Source organism: Salibaculum halophilum, from assembly GCF_002094885.1.
Lineage (GTDB): Bacteria > Pseudomonadota > Alphaproteobacteria > Rhodobacterales > Rhodobacteraceae > Salibaculum > Salibaculum halophilum.
Genome location: NZ_MSIT01000008.1, coordinates 158,798 through 175,476, shown reverse-complemented (window position 1 = coordinate 175,476; position 16,679 = coordinate 158,798). Strand labels below are relative to the sequence as shown.

14 protein-coding genes and 4 tRNA genes are annotated in these 16,679 nt (G+C 67.6%); 13 read left to right on the top strand and 5 right to left on the bottom strand.

The features are described 5' to 3' along the window. The first annotated feature begins 4 nt into the window (after window positions 1-4). Window positions 5-1,135, top strand: a complete 1,131-nt coding sequence (tgt, locus tag BU124_RS07620; protein ID WP_084862295.1) for a tRNA guanosine(34) transglycosylase Tgt — start codon at window positions 5-7, stop codon at window positions 1,133-1,135. Window positions 1,136-1,154: 19 nt separating this feature from the next. Here the strand turns inward: tgt and BU124_RS07615 are convergent, their stop codons facing one another. Continuing rightward, complete coding sequence (locus tag BU124_RS07615) at window positions 1,155-1,508, bottom strand: hypothetical protein (protein WP_143529916.1); 354 nt, start codon at window positions 1,506-1,508, stop codon at window positions 1,155-1,157. A gap of 324 nt (window positions 1,509-1,832) precedes the next feature. Between BU124_RS07615 and lon the strand changes: the two genes are divergently transcribed. The 7 genes from lon to BU124_RS07580 all read left to right on the top strand — a co-directional run bounded on the left by lon (window position 1,833) and on the right by BU124_RS07580 (window position 6,029). Further along, window positions 1,833-4,247, top strand: coding sequence for an endopeptidase La (gene lon, locus BU124_RS07610; RefSeq protein WP_084862291.1), 2,415 nt, complete (start codon window positions 1,833-1,835; stop codon window positions 4,245-4,247). A gap of 265 nt (window positions 4,248-4,512) precedes the next feature. Beyond that, a complete protein-coding gene (locus tag BU124_RS07605; protein WP_084862289.1) occupies window positions 4,513-4,989 on the top strand; it encodes an HU family DNA-binding protein in 477 nt (158 codons plus the stop codon). A gap of 14 nt (window positions 4,990-5,003) precedes the next feature. Next, window positions 5,004-5,078 (top strand) — tRNA-Val (locus BU124_RS07600). Window positions 5,079-5,145: 67 nt separating this feature from the next. Continuing rightward, window positions 5,146-5,221: transfer RNA gene (locus BU124_RS07595), tRNA-Val, on the top strand. A gap of 298 nt (window positions 5,222-5,519) precedes the next feature. Beyond that, window positions 5,520-5,596 (top strand) — tRNA-Asp (locus BU124_RS07590). Window positions 5,597-5,633: 37 nt separating this feature from the next. Next, a tRNA-Asp gene (locus BU124_RS07585) sits at window positions 5,634-5,710 on the top strand. Between the two features lie 97 nt (window positions 5,711-5,807). Beyond that, window positions 5,808-6,029 (top strand): RND transporter, encoded by a 222-nt coding sequence (locus BU124_RS07580; RefSeq protein WP_084862287.1) that lies wholly within the window; start codon window positions 5,808-5,810, stop codon window positions 6,027-6,029. Between the two features lie 32 nt (window positions 6,030-6,061). Here BU124_RS07580 and BU124_RS07575 read toward each other — a convergent pair whose 3' ends face one another. Together BU124_RS07575 and BU124_RS07570 are read right to left on the bottom strand one after the other, a co-directional pair. Then, window positions 6,062-7,369: a S41 family peptidase gene (locus BU124_RS07575; protein ID WP_084862285.1), complete on the bottom strand. Its 1,308-nt coding sequence runs from the start codon at window positions 7,367-7,369 to the stop codon at window positions 6,062-6,064. Window positions 7,370-7,373: 4 nt separating this feature from the next. Beyond that, window positions 7,374-8,759 (bottom strand): dipeptidase, encoded by a 1,386-nt coding sequence (locus tag BU124_RS07570; RefSeq protein WP_084862283.1) that lies wholly within the window; start codon window positions 8,757-8,759, stop codon window positions 7,374-7,376. Window positions 8,760-8,967: 208 nt separating this feature from the next. Between BU124_RS07570 and hemA the strand changes: the two genes are divergently transcribed. From hemA to ispG, 3 genes are all read left to right on the top strand, one after another. After that, window positions 8,968-10,191 carry a 5-aminolevulinate synthase gene (gene hemA / locus BU124_RS07565; protein WP_084862281.1) on the top strand — a complete coding sequence of 408 codons (1,224 nt, stop codon included), beginning with the start codon at window positions 8,968-8,970 and terminating at the stop codon, window positions 10,189-10,191. A 105-nt stretch (window positions 10,192-10,296) separates the two neighbouring features. Continuing rightward, window positions 10,297-11,553: a helix-turn-helix domain-containing protein gene (locus BU124_RS07560; protein WP_084862279.1), complete on the top strand. Its 1,257-nt coding sequence runs from the start codon at window positions 10,297-10,299 to the stop codon at window positions 11,551-11,553. A 67-nt stretch (window positions 11,554-11,620) separates the two neighbouring features. Then, entirely contained in the window at window positions 11,621-12,745 is a 1,125-nt protein-coding gene (gene ispG / locus BU124_RS07555) for a flavodoxin-dependent (E)-4-hydroxy-3-methylbut-2-enyl-diphosphate synthase (protein ID WP_084862277.1), read from the top strand. Window positions 12,746-12,865: 120 nt separating this feature from the next. Here the strand turns inward: ispG and BU124_RS07550 are convergent, their stop codons facing one another. Together BU124_RS07550 and BU124_RS07545 are read right to left on the bottom strand one after the other, a co-directional pair. After that, window positions 12,866-13,291 carry a hypothetical protein gene (locus BU124_RS07550; protein ID WP_143529915.1) on the bottom strand — a complete coding sequence of 142 codons (426 nt, stop codon included), beginning with the start codon at window positions 13,289-13,291 and terminating at the stop codon, window positions 12,866-12,868. 56 nt (window positions 13,292-13,347) lie between these two features. Beyond that, entirely contained in the window at window positions 13,348-14,106 is a 759-nt protein-coding gene (locus BU124_RS07545) for a DsbA family protein (RefSeq protein ID WP_245831639.1), read from the bottom strand. Between the two features lie 175 nt (window positions 14,107-14,281). Between BU124_RS07545 and BU124_RS07540 the strand changes: the two genes are divergently transcribed. Both BU124_RS07540 and BU124_RS07535 read left to right on the top strand, forming a co-directional pair. Further along, window positions 14,282-15,433, top strand: a complete 1,152-nt coding sequence (locus tag BU124_RS07540) for a pyridoxal phosphate-dependent aminotransferase (protein ID WP_084862273.1) — start codon at window positions 14,282-14,284, stop codon at window positions 15,431-15,433. Continuing rightward, window positions 15,433-16,671, top strand: coding sequence for an N-acetylmuramoyl-L-alanine amidase (locus BU124_RS07535; RefSeq protein ID WP_084862271.1), 1,239 nt, complete (start codon window positions 15,433-15,435; stop codon window positions 16,669-16,671). The genes BU124_RS07540 and BU124_RS07535 overlap by 1 nt, the downstream gene beginning before the upstream one ends. Window positions 16,672-16,679: the final 8 nt, after the last annotated feature.

Sequence of the window (16,679 nt, the reverse complement as noted above, 5' to 3'; positions counted from 1 at the left end):
CCCGATGACGCAGAGTTTCGCCTTCGACCTCAGGGCAACGGACGGGCGTGCGCGCGCCGGGGTGATCTCGACCCCGCGTGGCGATATCCGCACACCCGCCTTCATGCCGGTGGGCACCGCCGGGACGGTCAAGGCGATGTTGCCGGAAAGCGTGGCCGCCACCGGGGCCGACATCCTGCTGGGCAACACCTATCACCTGATGCTGCGGCCGGGTGCCGAGCGAATTGCCCGGCTGGGCGGGCTGCACCGCTTCATGAACTGGACCCGGCCGATCCTGACGGATTCAGGGGGGTTCCAGGTCATGTCGCTGGCCGGGCTGCGCAAGCTGACGGAACGGGGCGTGACCTTTCGCAGCCACATCGACGGGTCGCGCCACGAGCTGACGCCGGAACGGTCGATGGAGATCCAGCGCCTGCTGGGCTCGGATATCGTGATGTGTTTCGACGAATGCCCGTCGCTGCCCGCCGAAGATCAAGCGGTCGCCGAAAGCATGCACCTGTCGATGCGCTGGGCGCAGCGCTCGCGCGAAGCCTTCGGCGACCGGCCCGGGCATGCGCTTTTCGGGATCATGCAGGGCGGCGTGACGCCCGAGCTGCGCGAGGAATCGGCCAAGGCGCTGACCGCCATCGGGTTCGACGGTTACGCCATCGGCGGGCTGGCCGTGGGCGAGGGGCAGGCGGCCATGTTCGGCGTGCTCGACTACGCGCCCGGCCTTCTGCCCGCGGACAAGCCGCGCTACCTCATGGGGGTGGGCAAGCCTGACGACATCGTCGGCGCGGTCAAGCGCGGGGTGGACATGATGGATTGCGTGCTGCCCTCGCGCTCGGGCCGTACCGGGCAGGCCTGGACGCGGCGCGGGCAGGTCAATCTAAAGAATGCGCGCCATGCCGACGACCCGCGGCCCCTCGACGAGGCCTGCACCTGTCCGGCCTGCCGCGGCTATTCGCGTGCCTATCTGCACCACGTGATGCGGTCGGGCGAGATGATCTCGGGCATGCTGCTGACCTGGCACAACCTGCATTACTACCAACAGATCATGGACGAGATGCGCGCGGCCATCGCCGAGGGCCGCTTCGCGGCGTGGGAGGCCGATTTCCACGCCACCCGGGCGGCGGGGGATATCGCGCCCGTCTGACGTGCGCGGCGGGGTGCCGTCACTCGATCGGGTAGGCCTTTCCGGCACCGGGACCGTTCAGATAGACCAGAGCGGGAACGCCATCCTCGCCGCGTTCGAAATAGAACCGGATGGTCTGTCCCGATGCCTCGTCCACGATGCGCACCTCGCCGGAGGAATACAGCGTGTAGGTTCCGGCCTCGTCTGAGCTTTCGTGCTCGAACACGTAGCGTCCGTTCGGCAGCGTCGTCCAGACCGAACCGGCTTGGAACTCGATCGTCCCGCGCGTCAGGAGATCGGCGACGTCCGCGCCGGACATGCGATCGGCAAGGGCCGGTGTTGCGGCAAGGGCGCCTGCGGCGGCAAGAGGCAAAAGAAATTTGTGAAGAGACATCGGACCCGCTCCTAAATAACCGTGTTCAAAGTGAGCCCCGCGCCCGCAGGCATGTCAAGAACATTAATATTGCACGCACCGTGTCCGCACGCATGGAGACAGACGACGGGACAACCGCCCGAACTGGTGTGGGGCTCATTTTCCCAATTCAGATCGCCCGGCGCCTTGCAGATAGGCCCGACCGCAGGCACTACTGCGTCACCGACGCGTGACCGGCCGCGGTTGAAAAACGGGCGTCACGGCCCAATTATTAAGTCCGAGACCGGAAACGGTGGCGTTGCCTTGATCAGGGACGCGCCGTTTTGCCAAGAGCAAGGAAAGAACATGCAAGAGCCTCAGAGCACTTCCTACCCCATCCTGCCACTGCGCGACATCGTGGTCTTCCCGCACATGATCGTACCGCTCTTCGTGGGCCGCGAGAGATCGGTCAAGGCGCTCGAGGCGGTGATGGCCGACGACAAGCAGATATTGCTGTCCAGTCAGGTCGACCCGGGCGTCGACGACCCCGACAGCGACGGCATCTACCGCACCGGCGTACTGGCCAACGTGTTGCAGCTTTTGAAACTGCCCGACGGCACCGTGAAAGTGCTGGTCGAGGGCAAGTCTCGCGTGCGCATCACCGAGTTTCTCGACACCGAGGCCTACTTCGAGGCCACCTGCGAGGACCTGACCGAGATTCCCGGCGACATGACCGCGATCGAGGCGCTGTCGCGCTCGGTCGGCCAAGAGTTCGAGAAATACGCCAAGGTCAAGAAGAACATCCCCGAAGAGGCGCTGGCGGCCGTGGACGAGGCCGACGCGCCCGCCAAACTGGCCGACCTCGTCGCCGGGCATCTGGGCATCGAGGTGGACCAGAAGCAGGAGCTTCTGGAGACGCTTTCCATCAGTGAACGGCTGGAAAAGGTCTACGGCCTGATGCAGGGCGAGATGTCCGTGCTGCAGGTCGAGAAGAAGATCAAGACCCGCGTCAAGTCGCAGATGGAGAAGACCCAGCGCGAATATTACCTGAATGAGCAGATGAAGGCCATCCAGAAGGAGCTGGGTGACGGCGAGGACGGCGAGGGCGAGATCGCCGAACTGGAAGAAAAGATCGCCGCCACCAAGCTGTCGAAAGAGGCACGCGAGAAGGCCGAGGCCGAGCTGAAAAAGCTCAAGAACATGTCGCCCATGTCGGCCGAGGCGACGGTCGTGCGCAACTACCTCGACTGGATGCTGTCGATCCCGTGGGGCAAGAAATCCCGCGTCAAGAAAGACCTCGGCCGCGCCGAGAAGATCCTCGACGACGACCACCACGGGCTCGAGAAGGTCAAGGAGCGTATCGTCGAACACCTCGCCGTGCAGCAGCGCTCCAAGAAGCTGAAAGGCCCGATCATGTGCCTTGTCGGCCCGCCGGGCGTGGGCAAGACCTCGCTGGGCAAATCGGTCGCACGGGCAACCGGGCGCGAGTTCATCCGCATCTCCCTGGGCGGGGTGCGCGACGAGTCCGAGATCCGCGGCCACCGGCGGACCTACATCGGCTCGATGCCGGGCAAGATCATCCAGGCGCTGAAAAAGGCCAAGACGACGAACCCGCTGATCCTGCTCGACGAGATCGACAAGATGGGCCAGGATTTCCGCGGCGACCCGGCATCGGCCATGCTCGAGGTGCTCGACCCGGAACAGAACTCCACCTTCGTGGACCACTACCTCGAGGTCGAATACGACCTGTCCAACGTGATGTTCCTGACCACCTCGAACAGCTACAACATGCCCGATCCGCTGCTCGACCGGATGGAGGTGATCCCGCTGGCGGGCTACACCGAGGACGAAAAGCGCGAAATCGCCAAGCAGCACCTGTTGGCCAAGCAGATGAAGAACCACGGGCTCAAGGAGGCCGAGTTCTCGCTGGATGACAGCGCCCTGACGGGCATCATCCGCCATTATACCCGCGAGGCGGGCGTGCGGAACATGGAACGCGAGATCGCCAAGATCTGCCGCAAGGCGGTGACACAGCTGATCAAGAAAGAGGTCAGCCACGTCGTGGTGACCGAGGACAATCTTGCCGACTACTTGGGCGTGCGCAAGCACCGCTACGGCCTGGCCGAGGAAGAGGACCAAATCGGCGTGGTTACGGGGCTGGCCTATACCAGCGTCGGGGGCGAACTGCTCAACATCGAGGCGGTGCGCTTGCCGGGCAAGGGCCGGATGAAGACCACCGGCACCCTGGGCGACGTCATGAAGGAAAGCATCGACGCGGCCAATTCCTATGTCCGGTCGGTCAGCCCGCAGCTGGGCATCAAGCCGCCGCGCTTCGACAAGCTGGACATCCACGTCCACGTCCCCGACGGCGCGACGCCAAAGGACGGCCCCTCGGCCGGCCTGGCCATGGTGACGGCCATCGTGTCGGTCCTGACGGGCATCCCGGTGCGCAAGGACATCGCCATGACCGGCGAGGTCACGCTGCGCGGCAATGCCTCCTCCATCGGCGGGTTGAAGGAAAAGCTGCTCGCGGCATTGCGGGGCGGCATCACCACGGTGCTGATCCCCGAGGAGAACCAGAAGGACCTGCCCGAGATCCCCGACAACGTGAAAGAGGGGCTGGAGATCATCCCCGTCAGCCACGTGTCCGAAGTTCTCAAGCACGCGCTGGTGCGCCAGCCCGAGGCCATCGAGTGGGACCAGGAAGCCGAAGAGGCCGCCGCCATCGAGGCCGCGCTGCGCAAGGGCGGGGACGAGGGCAGCGCGACAGTCGCGCACTGAGCAGGTCCTCACCGGCAACAAGGGGCGTCCGATGCAGGGGCGCCCCTTTTTTGTGGGCTGCGGTTGGCACTTGTAGGATCGTGCCGCGGCAGCCGTGGCCCGCCGCTCGCTAAGATCGGTCTGGGCGCGGCCGTTGGCCGCGACGCCGTCTTTCGGCATGATCGCGATGGCGGGCTTGTCACAGTCAGAGAATTGTTTCTTGCCCCCTGCGCGGCGCGCGAAATCTGTTATACTGATGTCGAAATCGAAACGACCGGAGGCAAACATGCCGAGCAGCAAATCGAGCGCGAGCCGCAAGGCCACGACGTCGACGAAACGCAAGGCCGCAACACCGCGGACCGCCACACCCAAGACCGCCGCGGCCACGGCCGCAGCGGCCTCGGCGGCGGATCCGGCACCCGTGCCAGAAGCGGCCCCGGCACCCGAACCCACCGTCGTCGAGGAAACCAAACCGGTCGTCGCCGGTCCCATGCTCAAGAAACCGGAACTGATCGACCGCGTCATCGCCGAGACCGGCATGAAGAAAAAGGACGTCAAGCCGGTGGTCGAGTCCATGCTCAACGTCCTCGGACTGGGGTTGGCCAATGGCGAGGAAATGAACCTGCCACCCCTCGGCAAGGTCATGATCAACCGCACCAAGGAGGTGACCAACGCCAAGGTCTTCGTGACCAAGGTGCGCCAGCCGAAAGCGCGTGCCCCCGAGGACAAAGACCCCCTTGCGGACGCCGCCGAGGAAGGGTAGATCAACGCCGGATCGGGTGATTAGCTCAGTGGTAGAGCGCTTCGTTCACATCGAAGATGTCAGAAGTTCGAATCTTCTATCACCCACCAATCTCCCTCATGCCGTGGTTCTTCGGTATTGCCACGGCCGGGCCGTGCCGGTAAATCCGCCCCTGCCGGGTCGTTAGCTCAGCTGGTAGAGCGCTTCGTTTACACCGAAGATGTCGGGAGTTCGAACCTCTCACGACCCACCAGTCCCAACGGGCGTCGCGTCCGCTGTCAGGCGAAATTCACGGTCCCGCAGGCCACTCTGCCGCGAGACGGGTTTGTGGAGCCGCGCCCTGAAGCCTTGTCATGCCACAGGAGAGCCGCCATTCGCCGCACCCTCGCCAGCGGCATCGGCAGGGGGTCAGGCGTTTATCTTCTTCGACAAGGATGCGGCCAGGACGGGGGCCAAAAACCTCGGCCGGGCTGGCCATTCCCGCTTGACGCTGCTCGGACCCCCGCCTAGAACGCCCAACACGCCTCGGGGTACACCCGGGCGGGCAGCGAGCGGTTGTAGCTCAGATGGTTAGAGTGCCGGCCTGTCACGCCGGAGGTCGCGGGTTCGAGCCCCGTCAACCGCGCCACTGCTGCCCCGCCTGAATCGCCCGGAGACCGGATCGCGCGGTTGTAGCTCAGACGGTTAGAGTGCCGGCCTGTCACGCCGGAGGTCGCGGGTTCGAGCCCCGTCAACCGCGCCATTTTCCCCTCATCGCCGGATGTCTTGCCCGGTGCGGCAGGGCTTGCCAGATACATTGCAAATGTATAATGGTTCATGTGCCGTTATCGGAGATTGCCATGGCCGTTCTGGATCAGATCGACTGGAGCCTCATCCTGCTGGCCTGCGCAACGCTGGGTCTGGCGCCTTTCGTGCCCGAGCCCCATATCTGGGAAAAGCTCAAAATGCTCGTCGCCGGAGAGCTGACAAAGCCTCTCGATATCCTCGATTTCCTGATGCACGGCGCGCCCTTCCTCGTGCTTGCTGCCAAGGTGGTCCGCGAAGCGACGACAGCGGTCTGATCGGACCGGAACCATGGCACGGGTCGTGGTCCCTACGGCGCGATCATCTCCAGCACCCTGTCCAGCCCCGGGTCGCGGCCCGCGCGGAAAGCGGGCGCGTCGAAGGGCAGGGCGGTGTCCGGGGCCACCCCGACGCCATTGACCACCGTGCCCGCGGCGTTGCGGTAGATCTGGTGCGCCATGCCGAGGCGCCAGTCGGTGGGCAGCGTTATCTCCATGATGTCCGACAGCGCCCCGGCCGTGCGCGCGCCGATCACCGTGACCTGCGGCATCTCGCCCAGCGCGAGGGCCAGCACCTCGGCCGCCCCGGCGGTATAGCCGGAATTGAGCAGGTAGACCGGCTGGGTCAGCGGCAGGTCGGTGGCGATGGTGCGCGCGGTCTCGGGCGGGGTATAACCGGACCGGGTGCGGATTTCCTTGCTGAAGGCCGGTACGGGGCTGTCGGTGAAAAACCCCGCGTAGGCCAGCGCCACCGCATCGGACCCGCCCGGGTTCAGCCGGTTGTCGAGGATGATCGCCCGGGTGTCGCGCAGCGCGTCGGCGACTCGGGAAAAGGCGCTGGCCGCCTTGACGTCCTGCGCGGTGCCCACGCCGGGGCGGGTGGCAGTGTGGCGCAGGAAGACATAGCCGATATTGCCCTCCAGAACGGTATACTCCAGCCCGGTGTCTTCGACGCGGGTCAGGTCATTGGCGCGGGGCACCTCGCGGAAATCCACCGCCTCGGCGTGCCAGGCCGGCGTTTCGGCGGGGGTGATGGCGCGGCCGCCCTCGGGGTCGAACAGGTAGACCAGGGTGTCGTCGATACCGGCCAGCAGGTCCTGCATCGCGGGCCAGAGACCGTCGAGCGTGCGCACGCCCGGCGCCAGCGCCTCGTAGCGGGCGGGCCAGTCGATGCCGTGCCGGTCGAAAAAGGGATAGTGTTCGTTCAGCCCGTGCCAAGCGATGTCGAAAGCGTCGCGCACCGTGGGTTCCTGGGGCGTGCCGCCCTCGGCACAGGCCGCGGGCAGGGCATCCAGCCGGCGCGTGCGGATCGGGTTGGACGCGCCGTCGATGTCGATGCGCAAACCGCCGTCGCCATCGGGGTTTAGCGCGATATCGCCCAGTTCGCCGAGAACAAGCGAATGCGCCGGGCCGCGGTAGACGGGCAGGCAGGAGACCTCGGTGCGCTGATAGGCCGTCACCATGATCCGGCCCACGTCCACCACCAGGCCGTAGCCCTGGGTGCGCCAGACGCCGCGCAGCTCGGCCGGGGGCCAGAACAGTGGCCAGGTCAGAAGGATCAGGCCCGCCAGCAGCCCCAGCAGCCGCCCGATCCAGCCGATCACGAAGCGAAACAGCACGCCCTTAACCGGCCAGCGCCGCCAGCACCCGCGCCCAGGAGCGGATGCCCTTGTGGAAGCTGTCGAGGTCGTATTTCTCGTTCGGGCTGTGGATGCGGTCGTCCTCGTTGGCAAAGCCGATCAGCATGGCGTCCATGTCCAGCACCGTCTTGAAGAAACCCGCGATAGGGATCGAGCCGCCCATGCCAGACAGGACCGCCTCGCGATTCCATTCGGCGCTCAGGGCCTGGCGGGCCTTCTCGAACTCGGGCCGGTCGGTGTTCATCACCGAGGCAGGCGATCCGTCCAGGTCCTGGTTCCACTCGACGCTCAGGTCGGGTTTCAATTGAGCCTCCACATGGGTGCGCAGCTTGGCGCGGATGTCGGCGGGGTCCATACCCCCCACGAGGCGGCACGTCAGCTTGCAATGCGCTTCGGCCGGGATCACTGTTTTCGTTCCGGCACCCTGGTAGCCACCCCACAGCCCGTTGATTTCCAGCGTCGGGCGCGCCCATTGCTGAACAAGCGCCGAGTAGCCCTCTTCGCCGTGGGCCTGCGTCAGCCCGGCATTGGCAAGGTAGTCGGCCTCGTCGAAGCCGCTGGCCTGCCATTGGCGCAGCAAGTCGGGGGGCACCTCGTCCACGGCGTCGTAAAAGCCCGCGACCGCGACGCGGCCCGTCACGTCGTGAAAGCTGGTGATGATGCGCGATATCTCGCGCAGGGGGTTGATGGCCGGGCCGCCGTAGTGGCCCGAATGCAGGTCCATGGCCGGGCCCTTGAGCGTGAACTCGTCCTTGAGCATGCCGCGCAGCTGGCTGGCGATCGAGGGCACGCCGGGTGCCACCATCGCGGTGTCGCAGATCAGCGCCAGGTCGGCCTTCAGCGCGTTGGCGTTCCCTTCCATGTAGGGCACGAGCGAGGGCGAGCCGCTTTCTTCCTCGCCCTCGAACAGGAACGACAGTTGCAGTGGAAGGCTGCCGTGCACGGCCTTCCAGGCGCGGCAGGCCTCGACGAAGGTCATCAGCTGGCCCTTGTCGTCGCTGGCGCCGCGGCCGCGGATCAGGGTCTTGCCGCCGTGATCCTCGACGCGGGGATCGAAGGGGTCGTGGTCCCACAGCTCCAGCGGGTCGACGGGCTGCACGTCGTAATGGCCGTAGAACAGCAAGTGCGGGCCGCGACCCCCCTCGGGGGCCATGCCGTGGGCCACCACCATGGGGTGGCCCGGGGTGGCGTGCTTCTCCGCCGCGAAGCCGATCGAGGCCAGGTCCGCCGCCAGCCAGTCGGCGGCGCGGTCCACCTGCGCGTCATGGGCCGGGTCGGTCGAGATCGAGGGGATCGCCAGGAATTCGGTCAGCCGCTCCAGCGCCTGGGGCAGATCCTCGTCGATACGGGCGAGCACGGGGTCGAGCATGGCGGTCCTTTCCTGCGATCGGGCCCCAACCTACCGGCCCTGTGCGTGATGTCCATGGCCACCCAGTGTAACCGGGCCTGCGCCCGCGCGCGAAATCGTTAAGGGGCGGCAAATTGTAGCCTGTTGTGCGCCGGGGGCGCGGCCTATATGCCAAGGTAACAAGGCGGCGCGGGCCATGACCGCGCCATGACTGCTGCAAGGAAGACCCATGGACTACACCGCGCACCTGGACGACGCCCTCACGCGGCTACACGAGGAGGGCCGCTACCGGACCTTCATCGACATCGAACGCCGCCGCGGCCAGTTTCCGCACGCGGTTTGGACGCGCCCGGACGGCAGCGAACAGCGGATCACCGTGTGGTGCGGCAACGACTACCTCGGAATGGGCCAGCACCCCACGGTGCTGACGGCCATGCACGAGGCGCTGGAGGCCACCGGCGCGGGCTCTGGCGGGACGCGCAACATCTCGGGCACCACGGTCTATCACAAGCGGCTGGAGACCGAACTGGCCGACCTGCACGGCAAGGAGGCGGCGCTGCTGTTCACCAGCGCCTATATCGCCAACGACGCGACGCTCTCGACCCTGCCAAAGCTGTTTCCGGGGCTGATCATATACTCCGACAGCCTGAACCACGCCTCGATGATCGAGGGCATCCGCCGCAACGGCGGGGCCAAGCGGGTCTTCGCGCACAATGATATCAATGACCTGCGCGCCAAACTTGAAGCGGATGACCCGGCGGCGCCCAAACTGATCGCCTTCGAATCCGTCTACTCGATGGACGGCGACTTCGGCCCCATCGCCGAGATCTGCGACTTGGCCGAGGACTTCGGGGCGCTGACCTACCTCGACGAGGTGCACGCCGTGGGCATGTACGGCCAGCGCGGAGCCGGCGTGGCCGAGCGCGACGGGCTGCTGGACCGCATCGACATCGTCAACGGCACCCTGGGAAAGGCCATCGGCGTGCACGGCGGCTATATCGCCGCCAGCGCGAAAATGTGCGACGCGGTAAGGTCTTACGCGCCGGGCTTCATCTTCACCACGTCGCTGCCGCCGGTGGTGGCCGCCGGAGCCGCGGCCTCGGTCGCGCATCTCAAGACTGACGCGGCACGGCGCGAGGCCCACCAGACACAGGCGACGATCCTCAAGACCCGCCTGAGGGGGCTGGGCCTGCCGATCATCGACCACGGAAGCCACATCGTGCCGCTGATCGTGGGTGACCCGGTGCATACCAAGACCATCTCGGACATGCTGCTGACCGACCACGGCATCTACGTCCAGCCGATCAACTATCCGACGGTCCCGCGGGGCACCGAACGGCTGCGCTTCACGCCCTCGCCGGTGCACGGCCCCCGCGAGATGGACGCGCTTGTCGCGGCGCTGGACGGGCTCTGGTCGCACTGTGCGCTGAATCGCGCCGACCTCGCCGGGTAGTCTTTCTGCCGGTGCATCCTCGCCGGGAACGTGCTAATTACGGTTCCGTGAGCGGCGCGCGGCGAATCAAGGCCGCGTCGCGTGGGGCAGAGCAGAGAACACCGGATGATCCGCAAGGGGTTCAGGACAGAACCGGCACAGTCGCAGGACGACACGCAGGGATTCGACGCTTTCGACCTCCGGCTCGGGGACCTGATGCGCGGCGAGCGGGCGACGATGGGAAAATCCCTTCTGGACGTCCAGCGCGAGCTTCGTATCAAGGCCGCCTACATTGCCGCGATCGAGAATGCCGACCCCACGGCCTTTGACACGCCCGGCTTCATCGCCGGCTACGTGCGGTCCTACGCGCGCTACCTGAACCTTGACCCCGACTGGGCCTTCGAGAGGTTCTGCCGCGAGAGCGGCTTTTCCACGACCCACGGCATGTCCGAGGAAGCCTCGGGCGTGAAGGTCAGGGAACGCGCGCAGGTGCGGACCGACGGTGACATGTTCTCGGCCCCCGCCACCCCCTTCGTGCCCGCGCGTGAGGCCATGTTCAGCCAGGTCGAGCCCCGCGCCATCGGCTCGGTCATGGTGCTCGTGGCGCTGATCGGCGGGCTGGGCTACGGCGGCTGGACCGTGCTGCAGGAGGTGCAGAAGGTGCAGCTTGCGCCGGTCGAGAACACGCCAACGGTCATGGCCGACATGGACCCGCTCGCCGGGGCCGGCAGGCCTGGTGCGCAGGACGATGACGACGCGATGGCCGGCGGCGGCGGGCCGGAGCCCGGCGCGCTGGACAGGCTCTACCGGCCGCAGGCGCTGGAGGCGCCGGTCATGGTTGCCCGCGACGCGCCGATCTCGACACTGGACCCGCGGGCCATGGGGGCGCTGGTCGTGCCCGAGGCCAGCCGCGACAGCCCCGATCCCACGACCATGGACCTGGCAGATGCGGCCGAGGTCGTCGCCGAGGCCGACGAGGGCGGGGCAGAGCTGCCCGACTCCTCCGTTCAAGTCACCCAGGACCCGCTGCCCGGGGTAACGCTTGTCGCGGTGCGCCCGGCCTGGGTGCGGGTGCGCGGCGCCGATGGCGCGGTACTCTACGAGGGGATCCTGAACGCCGGCGACACCTATGACGTCCCGCGGACCGAGGTCGCGCCGACCATGCGCATCGGTGAATCCGGCGCGGTCTACTTCGCCGTCGAGGGCGATCATTACGGCCCGGTGGGACCCCGCGGTGCCGTGAGTTCGGACGTGGCGCTGTCGACCGAAGCGGTTCGTGAGGGTTACGAGGTCGCTGACCTGTCGTCGCACAGCGACCTCGCCGCGGTTGTCGATGTTGCCGAGTTGCAGTCGGGCGAAACCGGCGAGTCCGGCGACCGCTAGGCCCCGTTGCCCCGCGCCGGTCAAGGTCCTAGGTAGAAGGTAAGCGCAGCTTCACAGGACGCAACGCATGTCTCTCAACCCGGTGCGCCCCTGGCGCAACATCCACCGCCGCGAAAGCCGCAAGATCATGGTCGGGGACGTGCCCGTGGGCGGGGACGCCCCGATCTCGGTCCAGACCATGACCAATACCGAGACCACGGACATCCCCGGCACCATCGCGCAGGTGCAGGCGGCCGCCGAGGCGGGCGCGGATATCGTGCGCGTCAGCGTGCCGGACGAGGCCAGCTCGAAAGCGCTCAGGGAAATCGTGCGCGAAAGCCCGGTGCCGATCGTCGCCGACATCCATTTCCACTATCGCCGCGGCATCGAGGCCGCCGAGGCCGGCGCGGCCTGCCTGCGCATCAACCCCGGCAACATCGGGGATGAAAAGCGCGTCAAGGAAGTGATCTCGGCCGCCCGCGACCACGGCTGTTCCATGCGCATCGGCGTCAACGCCGGCTCATTGGAAAAGCACCTGCTGGACAAATACGGCGAGCCTTGTCCCGACGCCATGGTCGAAAGCGGGCTGGACCATATCAAGGTGCTGCAGAACAACGATTTTCACGAGTTCAAGATTTCCTGCAAGGCCTCGGATGTTTTCATGGCCGCGGCCGCTTACATGCAGCTGGCCGAGCAGACCGACGCGCCGATCCATCTCGGCATCACCGAGGCCGGGGGGTTGACCTCGGGCACTATCAAGTCCGCCATCGGGCTGGGCCAGCTGCTGTGGATGGGCATCGGTGACACGCTTCGTGTGAGCCTCTCGGCCGACCCGGTGGAAGAGATCAAGGTCGGCTACGAGATCCTGAAATCACTGGGCCTGCGCCACCGCGGTGTGAACATCATTTCCTGCCCGTCCTGCGCGCGGCAGGGGTTCGACGTGATCAAGACGGTCGAGACGCTGGAAGAGCGGCTGGAGCACATCAAGACGCCGATGTCGCTGTCCATCATCGGCTGCGTCGTCAACGGCCCCGGCGAGGCGCTGATGACCGACGTCGGCTTCACCGGCGGCGGCAACGGTGCGGGCATGGTCTATCTGGCGGGCAAGCAGAGCCACAAGATGACGAACGACCAGATGATCGACCACATCGTCGAGGAGGTCGAGAAGAAGGCGGCCGAGATCGAGGCGGGTGACGCACCGGTTTCCGGTTGAGTGGCTGCGCCACGCAGGTTGGCCTCGGCGTCGCCGCTGGCGCCGCCTGCGGGCTCAGGGGGCTGTCCGCCCCCTCTGCCTTCGGCATTCACCCCCGACGGTATTTGACACCCGAAGAAGTTACTGCGCGAGGTAGCGGTCCAGTACTGCAGGCGGCACCGCGCCGCGCACCATGAGCCGTGGAAAGACGTAGGACGGCACGGTGTCGAGTGTCAGGGCCGCCATCAGCTCGGCGTTCTGCGCAGGCGGGTGAAGGGCGATCCGCAGGCCGCGGTCACGGGCGAAATCGTCCAGCCTGGCGGCCGTCGCGCTGTCGGGCGGCGCGAAGACGGCCAGGGCCACGGGGCCGGTATCGCCCAGCAGGTTCGTCGCTCCGGGATCGAACAGGCGCCCCGCGTGGTCCGCGATCAGGGCCAGGTCGCTTGCGATTTCCGCGGCGTAGGGGTCCGGGCCGCGCAGCGCGCGGGCGACGATCTCGGGCTCGTCCAGCAGTAGGGCGCGCACTTCCGCCCCGAAGGCCGCGCGGTCGGCGGGCGTGAGTCCCAACACGTCGCCGATCGCAGCGCCGGGCAGGGCGGCAAGGGCTAGAACAAACCCCCGCATCAACTGTCCGCGCGGACCTCCTCGACAATCTGCTTCATGGCGTCGAGCGGGGCGTAACCGCGCACCATCTGGTCCTCGAAGACGAAGGTTGGCGTGCCGGTGATCTGCATCCGCTGCGCGAGCATCCGGTTGGATTGCAGGACGCTGTCGACCGTGTCCGAGGACATCTTTTCCATGATCGCGTCGGTGTCGAGCCCCAGCGTGTTGGCCAGTTCGGTCAGGCTGGCCTCGGTGACGTCGGCCCGCTGGGCCATGAGCGCGTCGGAGACCGTCTTGTAGGCCGCGTCGCCCGCGACAGTCTGCACCGCGAGCGCGAAGCGCGAGGCCAGCACCGATTGATCGCCAAGGATCGGGAATTCCTTGATGATGTAGCGGATCTCGCCGTCGCTGGCGATCAGGTCCGCCACCTCGGGGTGGGCCCGCTTGCAGTAGCCGCAACGGTAGTCGAGAAACTCGACGACGGTGATGTCGCCCTCGGGGTTGCCGCCGACCCAGGAATGGCCGTCCTCGAAAAGCGCCGCGCGGTTCTGCGCGACAAGCTGCCCGTCGGCCTGCGCCTCCGCCTCGGCCTGGCGCTGTTCCAGCACGCCGATGGCCTCCATCAGCACCTCGGGGTTGTCCATCAGGTAGGCGCGGACCTCGGCGCGGAAGGCCGCGCGTTCGGCCTCGGTCATGTCGTCGATCTCCAACCCGAGGGCCGGGGTGGCAGCCAGCGCGAGGGCGGCGAGGGTCAGGCGCATCTTGGTCTCTCCGGTCATCTGGGGCGCGGCCTGTCGGCGGCGGGACGCCCGTGTTTGTGACAGCGTATCACTGTCGGCTCGGCCCGCAACCGCCGTGCGCGGGATGGCGCCGTGGCGTGGTGCGCATTGACGCGCCGCGCCCGGACAGGGCAGACACCGGGGCAAGACATCCGAAAATGGCGGAGGCGGGCAGATGCGGAACTCACGGCGCGGCGAGGTCGACCCGTTCATCGTGATGGACGTGATGGAACGCGCCCGACAGGCCGAGGCGGCGGGCCGCGAGATCATTCACATGGAGGTGGGCCAGCCGGGCACCGGCGCGCCGCGGGCCGCGCTGGATCGACTGTCAGCCGAGATGACGGAGGCACCGCTGGGCTACACGGTTGGGCTGGGCCTGCCCGAGTTGCGGGCGCGAGTCGCGCGGCACTACGGCGAGTGGTATGACCTGGACCTCGACCCGGGCCGGGTGGTCGTGACCGCCGGGGCCTCGGGCGCCTTCCTGCTGGCCTTTTCGGCGCTCTTCGATACCGGCGAGCGCGTCGGGCTGGGGGTACCTTGCTATCCCAGTTATCGCCAGATCCTGCGGGCGCTGGACCTGGTGCCGGTGGACATGCCCACGACACTGGCAAACCGCATGCAGCCCGTGCCCGACGACGTGGCCGCCCATGACCTGCAGGGGTTGCTGGTAGCCTCGCCCGCCAATCCCACCGGCACCATGCTGGGCAAGCCCGAACTGGCGGCACTGGCCGAGGCCTGCGCGGCCCGCGACACGGCGCTGATCAGCGACGAGATTTACCACGGAATCGACTACGAGCACCGGCCCGTCACCGCGCTGGAGGTCACCGACGAGACTTACGTGATCAACTCGTTTTCCAAGTATTTCTCGATGACCGGCTGGCGCGTGGGCTGGATGGTTGTGCCCGAGGATCACGTCCGCCGGATCGAGCGGCTGGCCCAGAACATGTTCATCTGCCCCACCCACGCGAGCCAGCGCCTGGCCCTGCATGCCATGGACTGTCCCGAGGCGCTGGACGCCAACCTTGCCGTCTACCGCGAGAACCGCCGCCTGATGCTCGAAGGGCTGCCCAAGGCGGGGTTCACCCGGATCGCCCCGCCCGACGGGGCCTTCTACGTTTACGCCGATGTCAGCGGGATGACCGACGATGCGCTGGCCTTCGCCGCCGAGATCCTCGACGAGGCCGGTGTGGCGGTCACACCGGGGCTGGATTTCGACCCCGTCGCGGGGCGGCACTGGCTGCGCTTTTCCTATGCCCGCAGCACGGCGGACATCCGCGAGGGGCTGGCCCGGCTGGCCCGCTTCACGGCCGCGCGGGACGCGGGCTGATGCGGGTGGGCCTGCGGTGCCGCGCCGCTGCGCAGGGCCTCGCCTGCGCTTTAGTGCTGGGCTTGGCGGACATGGCCGATGCGCAGGCGGTGTCGGGACTGGCGCGGTTGGACGTGGCCGAGAGCGCCGTGCGCGACACCCGCAACGGCCTCGAGGTCGATCTGGCGCTCAGCCAGGTCGTGCCGTGGCGGGTCTTTCTGCTGGATGATCCGCGGCGGCTGGTGCTCGACTTCCGCGAGGTGGACTGGCGCGGTGCCGACGCCGGGCTGATCGAGGGCGACCGGGCGCGCGACCTGCGCGCCGGGGCGTTGCGCCCCAGCTGGTCGCGGCTGGTCGTGGACCTCGGCGCGCCGCTGGTGGTGGACGAGGCGGGCATGACGGTGGACGACACCGACGGCAGCGCCCGGTTGCGGGTGCGGCTGACCCGCGCCGAGGCCGGGGCCTTTGCCGCCGCCGCGGGGCCGCCACCCGATCCCGACTGGGCCTTCGCTCTGCGCGGCGATTCGGCGCAGGAGGTGGCGCCGCCGCCCGAGGAGGACCTCGTCGTCGTGATCGACCCCGGGCATGGCGGCATCGACCCCGGTGCGCGCCACGGCGGTATCGAGGAAGCCGACCTGATGCTGAAGCTCGGGCTGGAGACGGCCCGGGCGGTGCAGCGGATGGAGGGGGTGACGCCCTACCTGACCCGCGAGGCGGATGTCTTCGTGCCCCTGCGCGAGCGGCTGACGCTGGCCCGGTCCGTCGGGGCGGACCTGTTCATATCCTTGCACGCCGATGCGCTGGAGGGGCTTCAGGCCAGCGGGGCGAGCGTCTACACCCTTGCCGAAGAGGCGGTGCCCGAAGCCACCCGGCGCATGGCCGAACGCCACGGTCGGGCCGATATCGTCGCCGGGCTGGACCTGTCGGGGCAGGATGACGCCGTCGCCACGGTCCTGATGGACCTTGCCCGGCTGGAAACCGGCCCGGCCGGCCGGCGCTTTGCCGCCGAACTCGTGGCCGCGCTGGAGGCGCGCGGCGCCCCGCTGACCCGCCGGCCCCGCCGCGAGGCCCTGCTGGCGGTGCTGACCAGCGCCGATTTCCCGGCCGTGCTGCTGGAGGTCGGGTTCCTGTCCAACGACAGCGACCGGGCGCGCCTGTCCAGTGCCGCCGGCCGCCGGCCCATTGTCGAGGGGGTCGTGCTGGCCATCGACCGCTGGATGATCGCGCAGGACGGGCTGGACCCGCTCAAGCGGCGCTGACGGTCTCA